Source organism: Rhizobium mongolense USDA 1844 (assembly GCF_000419765.1).
GTDB classification, from domain to species: Bacteria; Pseudomonadota; Alphaproteobacteria; order Rhizobiales; family Rhizobiaceae; genus Rhizobium; species Rhizobium mongolense.
Genome location: NZ_ATTQ01000048.1, coordinates 1 through 17,769, shown reverse-complemented (window position 1 = coordinate 17,769; position 17,769 = coordinate 1). Strand labels below are relative to the sequence as shown.

The window sequence follows — 17,769 nt, the reverse complement described above, 5'->3', positions numbered from 1 at the left end:
AGCTTTCATATTCCTTACATTCTCGGCAACTGGGTGCTGTGCATAGCGAAAAACCCTCGGCCTCACAAAGCATGCGATAAAGATATTTTTTCCACCTCATGTGATTGGTATTTCCGGCCGCTAGCGTGGGAAAATGGATGGCAAGCAAGAGGCTAAGTTCGGACCTATCGGATAGACCAAGCTCCANCCACAGATGGTCGTGGCGCAAGGCGCGCCGTGCGATGATCTTGGCGAAATAAGCGCTTGTTGGGTCGCCCTGTCGAGCATGCGCGAGCAGCAGATCGCGCAGAAGTTCCTCTTCCACACCCGGCTCGGCTTCGCGCACGTTTTCCAAGCCGAACGCCTGCATAACAGTGGCGGGAACACAGTGTTCAAGGATGTCTTGCAGTTCGGCACGGGAGAGGCCGGTTGCCTCGGTCGCAGTTGCCACGTCGGCCGCAATCTCTTCCAACACGTGCAAGAGCACGCAGGAAAAGACATACTGATCGAAGCCCACATCCAAGTCTATAGGTTGCTTCAGATCCAGCGATTGCGATGATTGTGGCGAACCAGATCGATCAGTCGGGAGGGTCACTCTCCTATTCGACAAATTTCTGATCTGAGTGACACTTGACATGTTGCTTTCCCTCCTTCGCTACGTCGCCACGAGATGATCTGCGGCGCGGCAGCGGACTGCTCGAGGATAGTGTTTCAAAATTCATGCCAATCGCGCTTACAGAGGCTGCTTGATCAAGCTTTTGCTGTGTTTTCAAGGACTAGGCAAGCTCCTCGTTGCAGGCAGGATGGACACCGAAGCGTCTCGGGATCGACAAACCGACGACATTGGATGTCGAGTCTGCGCCAAAAATTGCAGGACTCGTTATTGAGACGCGGGTACAAACTCGCGGCATGGTGGCTTTGCAACACTGACCATCGCAAGGACAAGGTCAAACGTGGGCTCGAGCTCGCGCCGCGGAGGTCCCGGGGCCGCGTTGCATTGATTGTGCCAAAGCTGCGCCTGCCGTCCAACCGGAGAGGGCCTTACTAAAAATACAGCCAGCGCTTGCTCAAGCCGAAGGGAAAGAGGACCCAGTACGCGCCGTGCCAGATCCTCGATCGGGCAGGGCAACGCAGTGCCGTTACGGACACGATGTCGTATGGCACGGCGCTTGCACCCCGTTGGAAGCCGCCCAACAGCCGAGCAGAGCAGTTGACGCGACGCCGCTACGGGTCCGACTATTGTGAGTTTTTTTCGAGCCCTTTGGGTAGCGAAATCTCGAAGACACTCAATAGCCAGCTCGAAAGCAGATCCAGAGCCGGAAAGGAGCAATGCTGATGACGATGAACAAAAGGGTTCCGTTCGTTACTTTTCGCACACGTGTTCGCGATGAGACCGTGGAAGGGCCAAATCCGTACCGTTGGGAAAACAAGACTACTGAAGATTATTTTAGCGGTAAGCGCACGATTTTATTTTCGCTTCCCGGCGCCTTCACCCCGACCTGCTCGACTCAGCAATTGCCGGATTTTGAAAAGCTCTACGACGAATTCGTTAAGCACGGATTCGAGTCGGTCTACTGCCTCTCTGTCAATGACGCTTTCGTGATGAATGCGTGGGGTAAGGCGTTGGGACTGAAGAAGGTCAAGCTTATTGCTGACGGTTCAGGCGAATTCACTCGCAAGATGGGCATGTTAGTCGCAAAGGATAATCTCGGCTTCGGCCTTCGATCTTGGCGCTACGCTGCACTGATCGACGACGGCGTTGTGGAGCAATGGTTTGTGGAGGACGGACTCTCGGATAATTGCGAAACCGATCCGTACGGAGTCTCGTCACCGCAGAACATTCTTGCAACGCTGAAGTGGCTTGGCGCCCCCTGACCGGATGACAGACCGTCTGACGGCTCTGTGACGCAGGTCCTAAATTGCGTTTCACAGGTTGCGCACTAATTCTTAAGTGTGGTCCAAGTTGGGGTCGCGGACTGAGCAAGCTCGAGAACCCACGTCAGTCGCCGGCGCTTGGCAGGAATGACTCATACGAGTTCACGCTAACCCAGCCGCACCACTCTGCATTGTCCGATCTCCGACGTTGTCGGAAATGCGACATAGCGGTGGTTGAGCTTCACGTTGTTTTAGAGCGGGTTTTTCAGTTGGCACGCTACGTGCCTTGTCGATTGCGAACGCAACTCGGAAACCAGGAGAAACGATCCGATGGTAAAGCTCACCGAAAAGGCAATCGCCGCAGCGAAGGGTATCATTTCCCAGTCTCCCGAGCCTGTGAACGGCTTGCGCATCATGGTCCAAGTGGACGGCGCCGGCCCCAAATACCATGTAGGCTTGGAGAGCGAGTCGCGAGAGGGCGATGCTGTCATTGAGACGGGTGGGGTCAAGGTGTTCGTGGACGCGGGCTCTCAGGCCCATATCGCCGGCTTGACCTTGGATTTCGTCACGGAGTCGGGTTCCTCCGGTTTTATCTTCGACAATCCTAACCCGCGGGAGAAGTGCGCCTGCGGCAAGTCCTGTAGCTGATCGCCTGGGCAGGGCGAACGGCAATGCGGGATCCGATTCGGTCAACGCGTCTTCGATGCAGGCGTCCGAGCAACGCTCGACGGCCCTGCGGTTGTGAGGCTTCCGTCATGTCGGCAGTTGGAGGGTGGTATCATTGAGACCTGTCTATCTCGACAACAATGCATCAACACAAGTCGATGCCGAAGTTGTTCAAGCGATGCTGCCGTTCTTTTTAGATCAGTTTGGCAACGCTTCATCGATGCATGATATCGGCGCCGCTGCCGGTGCAGCGATCAAGACCGCGCGCCGGCAGTTGCAAGCGCTGATCGGTGCAGAGTTCGACCATGAGATCACTTTCACCTCGGGCGGGACCGAAAGCGTCAATACGGCGATCCTTTCGGGTCTCGAGGCGGTTCCTGGGCGCACCGAGATTGTCACTTCAGCGGTCGAGCATCCGGCGGTGCTAACACTTTGCGCGCACCTTGAGAAGACGCACGGCGTTAAGGTGCACAGGATCCCGGTGGACCACCATGGCCGACTCGACCTTGATGCCTACAGGACCGCCCTCACCCATCGCGTGGCGATCGTTTCGATCATGTGGGCGAACAACGAGACGGGAACAATTTTCCCCGTGGAAAGGCTTGCTGAGATGGCCAAGCAAGCTGGCGCGCTTTTCCACGCCGATGCAGTGCAGGCGGTCGGCAAGCTTCCGATGGACCTGAAATCGACCGCAATCGACATGCTGTCGCTCTCCGGCCACAAGCTACATGGTCCGAAAGGCGTCGGCGCGCTCTACATAAAACGCGGCGTGCCCTTTCACGCACTCGTCAGGGGTGGTCACCAGGAGCGCGGCCGCCGCGCGGGCACAGAGAATACGCCCGGGATCGTAGGCTTAGGCAAGGCGGCCGAACTCGCGTTGGAGTGCATGGACGAGGAAAACAAGCGGATAAAATCGCTCCGCGATCGATTGGAGAAAGGACTTCTTGAGCGGATCCCCAGGACCTTCGTCACCGGCGATCCGCTGGCACGATTATCGAATACCACAAACGTCGCTTTCGACCGCATTGCTGGTGAAGCCATGCAGTTTCTGCTCAATCGCCATGGCATCGCTTGCTCCTCGGGCTCCGCCTGCACCTCTGGATCCTCGGTGCCGAGCCATGTTCTAAGGGCGATGAACATTCGCCACGGTACGGCACTCGGTGCAGTTCGCTTCTCCTTTTCACGCCATAACCGCGAAGAGGATGTGGATCGGGTACTCGAACTGATACCGGGAATCGTGGAGAAACTACGTGACGCTGTCCCTGGCTCCAGGGGGCAGGCTAAGTGATGAGGGCTCCCAATCCGGCGCCCCGCCTGAGGACCAGAAACTTCCGGTCGTTCTCAATAAAACACGCATGGCGCTGGCGTCGCCTTCACCACGTGGGAAAGCTGGGGCCGGCCGCTCGCTTGCTTCAGCCCGCGTGCTGGACAGCGGGATCGATACGCCTGCGTGGGCTGCCGACAAGGTCGACGAAGTTCGTGCCGTGGTGGGTCTGGCGGCCTCCCGATACGGCTTGAGCCGTGGATAATACTGCAGGGTCTCGACGCGTCAATCCTGAGTAGCGTTGCCGCTGGCAACCGCATCTCATTTCTCTATCTGCGAAGCTCGCTGCTGTTCGTCAGCTTGGAGCGAACGCATCCTCGACCACCAAAGGAAAACGCAAATGAACAGTTGTGCGGGCGAGAACCTTCCTATTGATGTCACCGACATTCTCGCGCGGCTAAAGCGCTTGTCGGCTGCCGAGGAATTCTTCGAAGTTCTTGGCGTGTCCTATGATCCGAAGGTGCTCAATGTCTCGCGGCTCCACATCATGAAGCGCATGGGGCAATACCTGGCCGAGGAGGTTAATTCCGATCTCCAGGACAAAGCGATCGCTGCCCATGCGCGCGCCACGCTCGAGCGCGCGTACGAGGACTTTGCAACTTCTTCGCCGCTTGCGCATCGGGTCTTTAAAGTGCTCAAGGACCGCGATCCGGCCAAGGCCGCCGCGCCGTGTCGCACCTTTGTACCGTTGGACTCCATCCTGACGCCATTCGGAAAGAAATAAGTGCGGCAGGGTTGCTACACGACAACGTCGGCAATCCGACAAAACTGTCGCGTGGCGAAATCCTGACAAGGGAACACACCAACATTTCAGGGGATTACCTATGCCCAATGTGGTTGGCACGAATAGTGCTTGGAGTAAGCCGAAACGCCAATCCACATTCGATCGGGAGCCTAAAACCATCATGCACATCGTAGTTTGTATCAAGCAGGTGCCGGACTCGGCCCAGATTCGCGTTCATCCGATTACGAATACTATCATGCGCCAAGGTGTGCCGACAATCATCAACCCGTACGATCTCTTCGCGCTCGAAGAAGCATTCAAAGTGCGTGACTGCCATGGGGGCGCGGTCACCGTCCTCACTATGGGCCCACCCATGGCAGAGCAAGCGATGCGCAAGGCGCTCACCTACGGCGCGGACCGCGCGATACTTTTGACAGACCGTCACTTTGCGGGATCCGACACGTTGGCAACGTCATTCGCTATCTCTCAAGCAATCGCGAAGATTGGCGATAGCTTTGGCGCGCCTGATATCGTCTTTACTGGTAAGCAGACGATCGACGGCGACACCGCCCAGGTCGGGCCTGGAATTGCCAAGCGCCTGGATCTCCAACAACTGACTTACATAACGAAAATTGCCTCTATTGATCTCCATGCGCGCGAGATCACGGTTGAGCGGCGCTCGGAAGGCGGCACGCAGATGCTGAAGAGCAAATTGCCGTGCCTAATCACTATGCTGGAAGGCGTCAATACTATCCGCCGCGGTTCTCTCGATGACGCCTTGCGTGCCGCCCGGTCCCCAATTCTGAAGTGGAGTGCGGCCGACGCCGGCATTGAGGAATTGGCTAACTGCGGCTTGAGAGGATCGCCGACGGTGGTGAAGCGCGTATTCGCTCCCACCCCCCGAGCGCAAAAAGCTACGCAAATCGACACGACCGACAAAACGGTGGGCCATGTCGCTGACGAGGTGGTCGCATCGATCTTCACCAACCAACCGGCGTTGGAAGGTGAGCTTTCATCCGATGGCAGTGCGTGAGCAGCAAGGAGCATATGATGGAAATCCAAAAAAGTGAAACGCCGTCTCCAGCCGCCGGCCGTGCTGGCATGAAGAAGGAGTTGCCCAAACATTTCCAGGACTATCGGCACGTCTGGGTCTTCATTGAGCTGGAGCGGGGCCAGGTCCATCCCGTGTCTGTCGAATTGCTCGGTGAGGGCCGCAAGCTTGCCGACAAGCTGGGCGTTCAGCTTGCTGGGGTAGTCGTCGGGCCGCCGGAAGGAGTGGGGACCGGGCCTGCCATTGCAGACGCCTTCGCTTACGGCGCCGACCTCGCCTACCTCATTGAGTCGCCGCTACTCGCCAACTATCGAAATGAGCCATTTACCAAAGCTTTGACAGATCTTGTCATTAGCCATAAACCTGAAATTCTCCTGCTCGGTGCGACCACGCTCGGCCGCGACCTTGCGGGCTCTGTGGCAACGACGTTGCAGACGGGGCTCACGGCCGACTGCACGGAACTGGATGTTGATGCAGATGGTTCCCTCGCGGCAACACGGCCGACCTTCGGTGGTTCCTTGCTGTGCACAATCTATACGCTCAACTGCCGTCCGCAAATGGCAACAGTGCGTCCGAGGGTCATGTCGACGCCGCAGCGAGTGGCTAAGCCAATCGGACGCGTTGTCCGACACGATCTGACGATGGTCGAGGAAGAGATCGTCACCAAAGTCCTTGGCTTTCTCTCTGATGGCCAATCGGACGACGCCAATCTCGCCTATGCCGACATCGTGGTTGCCGGCGGGCTCGGGCTCGGTGCAGCCGAGAACCTGCAGCACGTGAAGAATCTCGCGAGGACGATCGGCGGTGAGTTTGGCTGTTCGCGACCGCTGGTCCAAAAGGGTTGGATGCCGCTTGATCGGCAGATCGGCCAAACGGGCAAGACGATCCGGCCCAAGCTCTACGTTGCGGCCGGAATATCGGGCGCAGTCCAGCATCGGGTTGGCGTCGAAGGAGCTGATCTAATTGTCGCTATCAACACCGATCGGAACGCCCCCATCTTCGATTTCGCCCACATGGGCGTTGTGGCTGATGCGATCACGTTCTTGCCAGCATTGACAGAAGCCTTCACCAAGCGGATGGCGCCGCGCGATCGTATGAAGCTTGTGAACTGAGGTAAGGCCTATGAGCGAGGAGAAGTTCGATGCCATCGTAGTCGGAGCCGGTATGTCCGGAAACGCGGCTGCTTACACGATGGCTAGTCACGGTCTGAAAGTGTTGCAGTTGGAGCGCGGAGAGTATCCAGGCTCCAAGAACGTCCAAGGCGCCATATTGTACGCCAGCATGCTGGAGACGATCATTCCGGATTTCCGCGACGACGCGCCTCTTGAACGGCATCTGGTCGAGCAGCGGTTCTGGATAATGGACGACACGTCGCACACAGGAATGCACTATCGATCAGACGACTTCAATGAGCGGAGGCCAAACCGCTACACGATCATCCGCGCCCAATTCGACAAGTGGTTCTCGTGCAAGGTACGTGAGGCTGGCGGCACCGTTCTGTGCGAGACAACGGCGACGAAACTCGCCCGGGATTCGAGCGGCAAGGTCATAGGTGTTCACACGGACCGCGCAGGGGACGTGATCCTTGCGGATGTAGTCGTTCTCGCTGAAGGGGTAAACGGGCTTCTCGGCACGCGGGCCGGCTTGCGCGAGATGCCGAAGCCGGAAAATGTGGCACTCGCGGTCAAGGAGATGCATTTCCTGCCGGAAGAGGTCATCGCAGAGCGCTTTGGCCTGACCGAGGATGAGGGCTGTGTGATCGAAGCAGGCGGGACAATTTCACGCGGAATGACCGGATTGGGCTTCCTCTATACCAACAGGGAGTCAATCTCGCTCGGCATCGGCTGCCTCGTCTCCGGCTTAGCTGAAACCATGGAAAAACCGTACGCCCTTCTCGACGCCTTCAAGCGCCATCCCTCAATCCGACCGCTGCTAGCGGGGTCGGAGGTCAAGGAATACGCCGCGCATCTCATTCCGGAGGGCGGCTTCAAGGCAATCCCGCAGCTGTTCGGCGACGGCTGGGTCGTCGTTGGCGACGCGGCGCAACTCAACAATGCCGTGCACCGCGAGGGTTCCAACCTCGCCATGGCGTCGGGGCGCATCGCCGGCGAGTCGATCTTCCGCATAAAATGCCGCGGAGGTTCGATGACCAAGCAGAACCTCTCCCTTTACAAAAGCATGCTGGACAAGTCCTTCGTTATGAAAGACCTTATGAAGCACAAAGATATGCCCGCCCTCCTCCATACCAATTGTCAAAGTTTCTTCACGACGTATCCGAAGCTGATATCGCAGGCCGCGCAGAATTTCGTGCGCGTTGATGGCACTCCTAAGATCGAAAGGGAAAAGGCGACAACCGCCGCCTTCATCAAGGCACGGTCCCGTTGGGGGTTGGTCAGCGACGCAATCCGCCTCGCCTTCGCTTGGCGCTAAAGGAGAATTCAGATGACGGCAACCATCGTGGAGCGCATCGAGGACAAACTCTACCAGAATCGCTATCTGGTCGACACGGGGCGCCCACACATAAAAGTGCGGGCGCACCTGTCGCCAAGCCCGAACCTGCTGGCACTGACGAAGATTTGTCCGGCCAAATGCTATGAGTTGAACGACACCGGGCAGGTGGAAATCGTTGCGGATGGCTGCATGGAATGCGGCACGTGCAGAGTGTTATGCGAAGCGAACGGTGACATCGAGTGGAATTATCCGCGAGGCGGGTTCGGGATCCTCTTCAAGTTCGGATGATGAGCGCCATCTCCAGCTCAGAGTGCATTGACGCCCTATGCGTAAGCGACGGCAAATAAATCTCAGGAATCGTCATGACGGCTTGCATATCATTTTATTTTCTCTGCGGTTCCGAATGCAGGTATAGAACTTCCGAATGCTCGAACAACAAAGTCCGCGCACTGAGGGCAGAAAAGCATGGACAAACCACCAACCGGGTTTACATACTCGAGTATCGATAGAGAGTTCGGCCAGCGGGCGAGCAATCGGTCGTGAACATGCATAAGTCGGATATGTGGCGCAGTGGAATCTATCGGATATCGAGAGACCTCATCGCTTCCCCTCGTCTTGAGATCGCGCTTGCTAATGCGCTGAATACCCTCTCTTCGCTTCTGCCAATGCGCCACGGCGCGATCGTGATTTCCGCCGAGGAAGGAGAGCCAGAGATCACCGCATGTTCCGGTGTTGGCCATGACTCTCCGTCACCCACTCCCACAATCGAGCCGAAAACGGCAATAGAGCATATCATCGCTACCGGTAAGGCGCTCGTCGTGCCGGACATTAGGAAGTCGGACCTATTCAAAGCTGCGCTGCGAACGTCTTTAGACGGCAATGTTGCCGCTACCTTCATCGGAGTCCCCGTCAAGGTGGAAAAGAAGGTGCTTGGGGCATTATGGATTGATCGCGCTGAAACTGGCACCGCCAGTGATAACTACAAGGAGGAGATACTCTTTCTGACCATGGTCGCCAACCTCACCGGCTTGGCCACCCGGCTCAATCGCAACCTGTGCAGAGATGGCGGATCAATCGCCGAGGAACAACAAGCAGAACAGATTTCGCGGATCGGGGGGAAGCCTGGCCCCGCCCCGCAAACTCCCAAAACTATCAGCTGGATTGTCGGAGAGAGTCCTGCGCTCAAGGAGGTAGTCAAGACCGCCGTTATCGTGGCAGCGACCAACTCCGCTGTACTTCTGAGGGGTGAGAGCGGCACCGGCAAGGAATCCTTTGCGAGGGCGATACATGAGTTATCATCACGGCGAAAGAAGCCTTTCGTGAAACTGAATTGCGCCGCGCTGTCGGCAGGTGTTCTGGAATCGGAGCTGTTTGGACATGAAAAAGGCGCTTTCACCGGAGCGATCTCTCAGCGAGCAGGCCGTTTCGAACTGGCGGATGGTGGGACGTTGCTGCTGGATGAAATAGGCGAAATATCGCCAGAATTCCAAGCGAAGTTATTACGCGTGTTGCAGGAGGGTGAACTTGAGCGGGTCGGCGGAACGAAGACGCTTAAAGTTAATGTTCGCCTCATATGCGCCACCAACAGAAACCTCGAGACGGCCGTTGCGAGCGGGGAGTTTAGAGCCGACTTATATTACCGGATCAATGTGGTGCCTATCATTTTGCCGCCGCTTAGGGAGCGCGACGGTGACATTCCACGTCTAGCGAAAGTATTCCTCCAGCGATTCAACAATGAGAATGGTCGCGATCTCGACTTCGCGCCATCGGCACTCGACATTTTGTCGAAATGCGACTTCCCGGGCAACGTTCGCGAGCTGGAAAACTGCGTACGACGGACCGCCACTCTCGCCCGTTCAAGTATGATCGCTCCATCGGATTTCGCGTGTCAGCAGGGCCGATGCTTTTCTTCGCTCCTCCGGAAAGGAGCTGATTGTAATAGTTGCAACACCGCGATCAATGACCTCCCTCCGGGCAACAGGGTGTCAGTCGGACCACCGGCCAGCGCCGGCACTACAAGCGGTCCCGCATCCACGATCGGGGCACCGGGTCTGACCGACCGTGACCGGCTGATCAATGCAATGGAGACGGCCGGCTGGGTTCAGGCCAGGGCGGCTCGTATCCTCGGCCTGACGCCGCGGCAGGTCGGCTATGCTCTGCGCCGGCTTCGTATCGAGGTGAAAAAATTCTGACGAGAGTGTTATCAAGGACGTCGCGAGCGTCACTTCTGTCTTCAGTTGGTCTAACACACGACACTTCGGGTGCGACATTGCCCTTGTCGCAAGTCCGACAAAACCTTTGTATCAGCAAAGCCGGCAAGGCGGACAAGTTAACGCTATCCCTATGAAACAGCAGCATTTTATGAATTGGCATCGCTCTTGCTTCTGGAACTGTAACGTTCACTTGGAGCCGTGCGATGTCGGAACCGATGATACAGCTTGAGACTACCCGCAAAGCATCCTCCAACGGGGGACCGGGGGCCGCAAAATCCGGCGGCTGCGCATCTTCGTCCTGTGGCCTTACTGCGCCGGATGACATAGATCCGGCGATCTGGGAGAGGATCAAGGACCATCCCTGTTTTTCAGAAGAAGCGCATCACTATTTCGCCCGCATGCACGTCGCGGTCGCGCCAGCCTGCAACATCCAGTGCAACTACTGCAATCGCAAATATGACTGCGCTAACGAAAGTAGGCCCGGGGTTGCATCGGAAAAGCTTACTCCCGACCAAGCGCTGCGTAAGGTGATTGCCGTTGCCAGCGAAGTACCGCAGCTTGCCGTCCTTGGCATCGCCGGACCGGGCGACGCCTGTTACGATTGGAAGAAGACAAAAGCGACATTCGAACGAGTCGCGAGGGAAATTCCCGACATCAAGCTATGCATCTCGACCAACGGACTCGCGCTGCCGGACCATGTCGACGAGCTTGCTGACATGAATGTTGATCACGTGACGATCACCATCAACATGGTGGATCCGGAGGTCGGGGCAAAGATCTACCCGTGGGTATTCTACGGGCACAGTCGCTACACCGGCATCGAAGCCGCCAGGATCCTTCACGAGCGGCAAATGTTAGGCTTGGAGATGCTGTCCAAACGCGGCATCCTCACCAAGATTAACTCGGTCATGATCCCGGGCGTCAATGACGCGCACCTCATCGAAGTTAACAGATGGGTCAGGGACCGCGGCGCATTCATGCACAACGTGATGCCCCTGATTTCAGAGCCTTCACACGGTACCTATTACGGACTGACCGGTCAGCGTGGTCCAAAGCCGTTAGAACTGAAGGCGCTTCAAGATCGTCTCGAAGGCGGCGCCAAGCTGATGCGCCATTGCCGGCAGTGTCGCGCCGATGCTGTGGGTCTGCTCGGCGATGATCGTGGGCGGGAGTTTACGCTCGACCAAATCCCCGGCGATGTTACATACAACGCCAGCAAGCGCCACGCCTACCGCCAGCTGGTCGCGCGCGAGCGCGGCGATCATCTGGCGGCAAGGAAGGACGCGATCACAGCAGTCACGTCCGTGGGGTCCGGCGGATCGCTTCTTGTTGCCGTGACCACCAAAGGCGGCGGCCGGATCAACGAACACTTCGGCCATGCGAAGGAATTCCAAGTTTACGCAGTCTCTCAAAAAGGGATTAACTTGGTAGGGCACCGCAAGGTCGAGCGGTACTGCGTCGGTGGCTGGGGCGAGGAGGCTACACTTTATAACATCATCGCTACGCTCGAAGGCATAGACGTCTTGCTGTGCGCCAAGATCGGTGATTGCCCGAAGAAACAGTTGGCAGAAGCGGGCGTGCGAGCAACGGACGCTTATGGCTATGACTACATCGAGACTGCGATCGGTGCGCTTTACGCCGCCGAGTTTGGTGTCGAACCGTTGGTGGCGACGGCTTGAGCCCACCTTCTGACTGAACCAGGAGCTAAAACATGGCCTTCAAGATTATTGCATCCCAATGCACCCAGTGCGGCGCATGCGAATATGAATGTCCCTCAGGCGCAATCAATTTCAAGGGGGAAAAATACGTGGTTGATCCTAAAAAATGCACCGAGTGCAGGGGAGAATTCGACACGCAGCAATGCGCCTTGGTATGTCCGGTGCCGAAGACCTGCGTCCCTGCCTGACCATCAACCGATTATCGCAGCACAAGGAATGAGAGGAGCGGCCAATGGGTCTTGTACGCGAACAGGAGGTCGAAATCCGCGAGCAACCACGGTTTATGCCGGGTGAGCGGGTCCGCGCCACCCGTCAAGTAAGGAATGACGGCACTTATCCTGGAAAGGACATCGGCGAGAATCTCGTGCGGAAGGGCGACGAAGGCTTTGTGCGAGACGTGGGCACCTTTCTTCAGCAATTTTACATCTATGCGGTCGAATGGGTTGAACGCGGCACCATCGTCGGGATGCGCGCCTATGAAATAATGAGCCTCGATAAGGCTGCAACTCCGGGGACGTCTGAAATCGCCACTTGTCTCAGAAAAGCGACAGCCAGATGAAAGTGACAATTCGTAGAACCTGCGTCGGCTTGTCGGCCTATATTCCCAAGAAGGATCTCGAGGAGCCGATCATTTCGGTCGAGAAGGAAAACTTGTGGGGCGGCTTTGTATTGCTGAGGAACGGATGGCGGCTAGCCCTCCCCGACCTTCCGCAGGATACCCGCCTGCCCATCACGGTCGAGGCGAGGAAGCTATCCCGTGGAGACTGATACGGGAGGTTGATAGGGATGAGCGCGAAGAACAACAGCGTAATACGATCCTGAACTCGGAGCGTCTGGTGATCGTTCGGAACATCAGTTCGTGAGCTGGCTTGATCTGCTGAAGAAAAAGCTCGCCGCGATTTCACCAGCGAAGAAATTCAACGCTCGTTCCCTGGTGTCCTCCGGAACTCAACGAAGGACAAAATGAGATTAGCTCACCTCATATCCAAGAGTGATGCAATTTCCCTGACGCTTTCTTCGATTGGCGTATCGGCGCCGTGCACAGCGATGTCTGGTGCGAGTGGCTTCTCGTAGGGGCTGCCTATACCTGTCATATTGGGCAATAAACCGCTTCTGGCCTTCTTGTACAAGCCCTTCGGGTCGCGTCTTTCACAGGTGTCGAGGGGCGTATCGACATAAACTTCCGAAAAATTGTTTTCACCAATCAATTCGCGCGCCAACTGCCGCTCCCGACGAAACGGCGAGATAAACGCTGCCAACACAATCAATCCGGCATCCATCATTAACTTCGCGACTTCAGCAATTCGTCTGATGTTTTCAGCCCGATCCGCATCGGTGAACCCGAGATCTTTACTAAGGCCATGTCGAATGTTGTCGCCGTCAAGGAGATAAGTGCGCTTCCCGCGCGCATGCAATTCGATCTCCAGGGCATTCGCGATAGCGGATTTTCCCGAGCCTGAAAGACCGGTGAACCAAATGACCCTGCCACTATGACCGTTGAGCAGTTCGCGCTCCACCCGGCTTATGGACAGCGATTGACGATGCACGTTTTGAGCACGTCGAAGGTTAGATTTGATCATCCCGGCGGCGAGTGTGACATTGGTGAAGCGGTCGACTAATATGAAGCCACCAAGTATTTTAGAATTTTCGTAGCAATCAAATGCCAACGGTCTATTGAGGGATACATCGCACACAGCAATATCGTTTAGCGACAAACTGCCGGCTGCCTCATGATGGAAAGTGTTAACATCAATATGGTGTTTAATCGTAGAGATCGAAGCTGATGCCCATTGCGTGGCTAGCTTGATATCATACGCTCTACCGACGAGGCCCTGCTCTTCGTGCATCCACACGATTGTAGCTTCGAAATGGTCCGTCAGCTCAACCGGCGAGGAAGGATTAGATAATACATCACCGCGGGAAACATCCAAGTCTTTGTCCAAGGTAATCGTAATGGCGCGATTGTCCGACGCGGTCTCCAAACAGCCATCCATTGTGACGATGCCAGTGACATTTGCCGTCTGCCCTGACGCAGCGACGCGAATAGTATCGCCCACGTTAACCGTGCCTTCAGCGACAGTTCCCGAGATTCCTCGAAATGAGGAGTTTGCTCGATTGATCCATTGCACCGGCATAACCAGCCTATCATTTGCTTCGCGGGACGGCTTGACGGTTTCCAGAAATCCCAACAAGGTGCAGCCGGTATACCAAGGCATATTCATTGAATGGGTCGAGATGTTGTCGCCCTTTAATGCACTGACCGGAATCGCTGTTATCTCATCGAACCGCAATTTCGATGCAAAGTCAGTCATTTCATTGCTCAGATGATCGTAGACGCGCCTGTCGAATCCAATCCTATCCATCTTGTTTATTGCAAGGGTAACGTGACGAACTCCGAGGAGGTCAGCGAGATAGGCATGCCGGCGAGTTTGTGCTGATATCCCCTTGCAAGCATCGATGAGCAAAACAGCAGCATCGGCTGTTGATGCAGCGGTCACCATATTTCGTGTGTACTGCTCGTGCCCAGGAGTATCAGCAATTATAAACTTTCGCCTCAGTGTCGAGAAATAGCGATAGGCAACGTCAATCGTTATACCCTGTTCGCGCTCTGCTGTAAGACCGTCGACGAGTAAGGCGAAATCGATTTCTTCCCCTTGCGTCCCATACCGCTTTGATGCGGCCTTCAGGGCCTCAAGCTGATCGTCGAAGATCTGTTGTGTCTCCCAAAGCAAGCGTCCTATGAGAGTGCTTTTTCCGTCATCTACGCTTCCGCACGTAATGAATCGCAGAGTGCTCTTCGCCTGTTGTTGCGCGACGAACCTTAAGAAGAGTTCTTTGCTGGAGGTATTTGACGATCCGCTTCGCAGCATCAGAAATATCCCTCGGTCTTGCATTTCTCCATGTTAGCGGTCGCGCCAGCATCAACCAGTCTTCCTTGCCGTTCCGAATGGCGCTCACTCAGCAGTTCAACGATAACGTCCTTTACGTTTGCCGCATTCGATGAAATAGCGCCCGTCAGCGGATAGCAACCAAGTGTTCGAAAACGCACCGTCTGCATAGAAATTGTCTCGGCTGGCGATAGCCGCATCCTGCCGTCATCGACGACCAAGATGAGACCGTCCCGAACGACGACTGGACGCTCTTTCGCAAAATACAAGGAAACCAGCGGTATGTTTTCCTGATAGATATATTGCCAAATATCCAGCTCGGTCCAGTTCGACAGCGGGAAGACGCGCATGCTCTCGCCGCGTGCTTTTCTGCCGTTGTAAAGGCTCCATAGTTCCGGCCGTTGGCACCTTGGATTCCACACGTGCTTGTCAGTGCGAAACGAGAAAATGCGCTCCTTTGCTCGCGAACGTTCTTCGTCGCGCCGCGCGCCGCCGAGGACCACATCAAACCCGTGGTCATCCAGCGCTTGTTTGAGGCCTTCTGTCTTGGTTATCTTCGTGTGATTGACCGCACCGTGATCGAATGGATTTATATCTCGTGCGATAGCATCCGGATTAATATGGACGATCAGATCCATTCCGCTCGCCTGAGCCACATCATCGCGAAAGCGGTACATTTCGCGAAACTTCCATCGCGTATCGACGTGCAACAGAGGAAGCGGCGCCTTAGCAGGGTAGAAAGCCTTTCGAGCCAGGTGAAGGAGAACCGAGCTGTCCTTTCCAACGGAGTAAAGAAGAACAGGTTTTTCAGCCTCTGCGACTGCTTCACGAATAATAAAGATGCTCTCTGCTTCCAATCGGCTGAGATAATCGCTCTTAGGTTCCGCGATATTGTTACGATCCGCAATCTCAAAAGTCTTCAAGCTCGTCGTCCAGTCTTGGTTATGTTTCCTAAAGCAAATGCCCAATGTGGGTATTCGTTCTCGCCCGACACCCCTAGCATAGAAAGGATTCCTTCGCCGGACCAGGGAGCGAACCGTTGCAAGCATCAGATTATATCCCTGACCTTCCTTCATCCCGGTAGAGAACGGGTAAGCGTCCATCGAGCTACTTGCTACTCCAGATTGCTGAATTGAATGTGTCGACATACCTGCACTTTTGCTGGTCAACCTAGATCAAGATCAACGAATTTCGCGTAAGGTCCATATGCGAAGTGATACCGCAACTCTCGGAAGTTGATCGTGTCCCTGCAAGTTCCGTACCGTTTCACTCAACGCGCGATTCTTGTCGTTGTAAAATGCCGCGGCCGCAAAAGCTTTAGGGGTGGAACATTAAGGAAATCGAAGACTGTTGCCACACAAGCTTCGGGGTCTCGAAGAAGGTTCTCGTATTCGATTTGAATCTTGCTCGTAGGCTCGAAGGCGCTTGCGATGCTGGCGTGGAAATCGGCGGCAGCTTTGAAACAGGCCTCGCCCTCCTCGATCATCCGCGAGACACGCGCATGTCTTCGATCGTGTTCAGCTTGCGCGTCGGTTCGCACAGTTCACCTTGAGCCGGTGGGCTGCGAACGAACAATTCGAAGCTCTGGTGACCTCGATCCTTCGAAACACGCCGCTGGATCGGGTCGGCCCGCAGCGTGCGTACTTTGGGAGAAGGACTTGCCGAAGCGTCTCTTCCCGCGAAATGCGGTCTCACCCAAACTTGACATGTTGCTTTTTATCCCTCGTTGATACGCTGACTACGACATAAATGACGGTCGGCAGCTGTCGCCGTTTTGCGACCAGGAATCTCAAAACTCGTGCCCATTTGGCTTACTTCAGCTAAATACAGCTTTGTTCTTTGTTTCACCTACTTATCCTCGGACGAACTAAAGTGCTTATCCAACAAACCTATGTCGCGGACCCGACAAACCCTACACGTGGTGCGGGTTCCGCGACCCATAGCGGCCCAAATTCGCGAATTAATGCCGCGCCCGAAGATGGCGTTCGTCAGGTGTTCTGCTGCTGCGAAGTTCCTCTCTTCAGTAACGTTGAGTCGTTGAGTCTGTAGTTCACTGAGCCCTGTGAAGCTCCAGGATAGCGCTGACGAGAGTACACGGATTCAGTTGCGGTGGTTGAGGCAAATGCCCAAGAACACAAACTGATTGAAGGAAGCAGCGGGGTCCCACGGGCTGCCGAACAGGTTCATGATTCAAAGGTGCGGCTGCTAAACGCAGGACGGACAGCAGCCGGTACGCAAGTGGGAAACGCAGAGTACACTCAAAGGGCGCCATCAAGAGCAGCCGAGTATCAACAATTTACTATCGATGAGGCGTTTCGATCTGCAGAAGTTCCGGAGAAATCCGAGGAATTCTTGGTCAATATCAGAGTTAATGTTCTTGGCAACTCCTAGACGTCTCCGACTGGGGATCAATGCGCGACGCCTCCTGCAACAGTATCTCCCGTAACCAAATGTTTCCGGGATCAGTGTTGTGAAGGGCGGGCCACTGGACAGCCTCAGTGAAAAAGAGGGGTGGCAGCGGAGATTTGACCATGCGCAGTGGTATTGTTTGTTCGAAATACCTGACGAGACGCAATGGGATAATGGCAATACGGTTGGTACCCGACAACAACGGCGGAATCAAAGTAAAACCCGGTACAACAAGCTCGATACGTCTCTTGAAGCCATGCTCAAGCAGCAGCCATTGCTCGACGGAGGGCTTTAGCTCTCGTCCGAACTGGGCGGCAACATGCCCCATCGACATATATGTCTCGAAAGAGAGATCCCCCAATAGCTGCTTGTTCGTGGGGCAGCCGACGCACACGAGTGCCTCGTCGAACAATTTCGCTTTGGGATGCGCGCTCGACATGAACACGTCCGGAAGAATTAAAAAATCGACAT

At 55.6% G+C, this 17,769-nt stretch carries 17 protein-coding genes and 1 pseudogene; 14 read left to right on the top strand and 4 right to left on the bottom strand.

Annotated elements, in window-relative coordinates:
* On the bottom strand, nt 1-616 hold a 616-nt coding region (locus A3C3_RS0135505; RefSeq protein ID WP_033419997.1), incomplete at its 3' end, for a nitrogen fixation protein NifQ.
* Between the two features lie 698 nt (nt 617-1,314).
* On the opposite strand from A3C3_RS0135505, the gene A3C3_RS0135500 reads away from it, so the two are divergent.
* The 13 genes from A3C3_RS0135500 (at nt 1,315) to nifT (ending at nt 12,769) form a co-directional block, all read left to right on the top strand.
* Nucleotides 1,315-1,854, top strand: coding sequence for a peroxiredoxin (locus tag A3C3_RS0135500; RefSeq protein WP_028740277.1), 540 nt, complete (start codon nt 1,315-1,317; stop codon nt 1,852-1,854).
* Nucleotides 1,855-2,184: 330 nt separating this feature from the next.
* Nucleotides 2,185-2,502 (top strand): iron-sulfur cluster assembly accessory protein, encoded by a 318-nt coding sequence (locus A3C3_RS0135495; RefSeq protein WP_022719237.1) that lies wholly within the window; start codon nt 2,185-2,187, stop codon nt 2,500-2,502.
* 133 nt (nt 2,503-2,635) lie between these two features.
* Nucleotides 2,636-3,808, top strand: coding sequence for a cysteine desulfurase NifS (nifS, locus tag A3C3_RS0135490; RefSeq protein ID WP_022719236.1), 1,173 nt, complete (start codon nt 2,636-2,638; stop codon nt 3,806-3,808).
* 376 nt (nt 3,809-4,184) lie between these two features.
* Nucleotides 4,185-4,568 (top strand): nitrogenase stabilizing/protective protein NifW, encoded by a 384-nt coding sequence (nifW, locus tag A3C3_RS0135485; protein WP_022719235.1) that lies wholly within the window; start codon nt 4,185-4,187, stop codon nt 4,566-4,568.
* Nucleotides 4,569-4,749: 181 nt separating this feature from the next.
* A complete protein-coding gene (locus tag A3C3_RS0135480) occupies nt 4,750-5,601 on the top strand; it encodes an electron transfer flavoprotein subunit beta/FixA family protein (RefSeq protein WP_028740276.1) in 852 nt (283 codons plus the stop codon).
* A gap of 17 nt (nt 5,602-5,618) precedes the next feature.
* Nucleotides 5,619-6,731: an electron transfer flavoprotein subunit alpha/FixB family protein gene (locus A3C3_RS0135475; protein WP_028740275.1), complete on the top strand. Its 1,113-nt coding sequence runs from the start codon at nt 5,619-5,621 to the stop codon at nt 6,729-6,731.
* 10 nt (nt 6,732-6,741) lie between these two features.
* Nucleotides 6,742-8,049, top strand: a complete 1,308-nt coding sequence (locus A3C3_RS0135470) for an FAD-dependent oxidoreductase (protein WP_022719232.1) — start codon at nt 6,742-6,744, stop codon at nt 8,047-8,049.
* Nucleotides 8,050-8,061: 12 nt separating this feature from the next.
* The gene (locus tag A3C3_RS0135465) at nt 8,062-8,358 is read left to right on the top strand and encodes a ferredoxin family protein (RefSeq protein WP_022719231.1); all 297 of its coding nucleotides are present in this window, start codon (nt 8,062-8,064) and stop codon (nt 8,356-8,358) included.
* Between the two features lie 257 nt (nt 8,359-8,615).
* Nucleotides 8,616-10,262 (top strand): nif-specific transcriptional activator NifA, encoded by a 1,647-nt coding sequence (gene nifA, locus A3C3_RS0135460; RefSeq protein ID WP_022719230.1) that lies wholly within the window; start codon nt 8,616-8,618, stop codon nt 10,260-10,262.
* A 224-nt stretch (nt 10,263-10,486) separates the two neighbouring features.
* Nucleotides 10,487-11,962, top strand: a complete 1,476-nt coding sequence (nifB, locus tag A3C3_RS0135455) for a nitrogenase cofactor biosynthesis protein NifB (RefSeq protein ID WP_022719229.1) — start codon at nt 10,487-10,489, stop codon at nt 11,960-11,962.
* A gap of 32 nt (nt 11,963-11,994) precedes the next feature.
* Nucleotides 11,995-12,189 (top strand): 4Fe-4S dicluster domain-containing protein, encoded by a 195-nt coding sequence (locus A3C3_RS44650; RefSeq protein ID WP_084797137.1) that lies wholly within the window; start codon nt 11,995-11,997, stop codon nt 12,187-12,189.
* Nucleotides 12,190-12,233: 44 nt separating this feature from the next.
* Nucleotides 12,234-12,560 (top strand): nitrogen fixation protein NifZ, encoded by a 327-nt coding sequence (locus tag A3C3_RS0135450; protein ID WP_022719228.1) that lies wholly within the window; start codon nt 12,234-12,236, stop codon nt 12,558-12,560.
* Nucleotides 12,557-12,769, top strand: coding sequence for a putative nitrogen fixation protein NifT (gene nifT, locus A3C3_RS0135445; protein WP_022719227.1), 213 nt, complete (start codon nt 12,557-12,559; stop codon nt 12,767-12,769). The genes A3C3_RS0135450 and nifT overlap by 4 nt, the downstream gene beginning before the upstream one ends.
* A gap of 206 nt (nt 12,770-12,975) precedes the next feature.
* Here the strand turns inward: nifT and cysN are convergent, their stop codons facing one another.
* Nucleotides 12,976-14,871 (bottom strand): sulfate adenylyltransferase subunit CysN, encoded by a 1,896-nt coding sequence (gene cysN, locus A3C3_RS0135440; protein WP_022719226.1) that lies wholly within the window; start codon nt 14,869-14,871, stop codon nt 12,976-12,978.
* Nucleotides 14,871-15,812: a sulfate adenylyltransferase subunit CysD gene (cysD, locus tag A3C3_RS0135435; RefSeq protein ID WP_022719225.1), complete on the bottom strand. Its 942-nt coding sequence runs from the start codon at nt 15,810-15,812 to the stop codon at nt 14,871-14,873. The genes cysN and cysD overlap by 1 nt, the downstream gene beginning before the upstream one ends.
* A 592-nt stretch (nt 15,813-16,404) precedes the next feature.
* Here cysD and A3C3_RS48330 point away from each other — a divergent pair.
* Nucleotides 16,405-16,506 (top strand): annotated as a pseudogene (locus A3C3_RS48330) (TniB family NTP-binding protein); the annotation flags it as partial.
* A 751-nt stretch (nt 16,507-17,257) separates the two neighbouring features.
* On the opposite strand, the gene A3C3_RS40530 reads toward A3C3_RS48330, so the two are convergent.
* A partial coding sequence (locus A3C3_RS40530; protein ID WP_022719223.1) for a LysR family transcriptional regulator occupies nt 17,258-17,769 on the bottom strand: 512 nt, incomplete at its 5' end.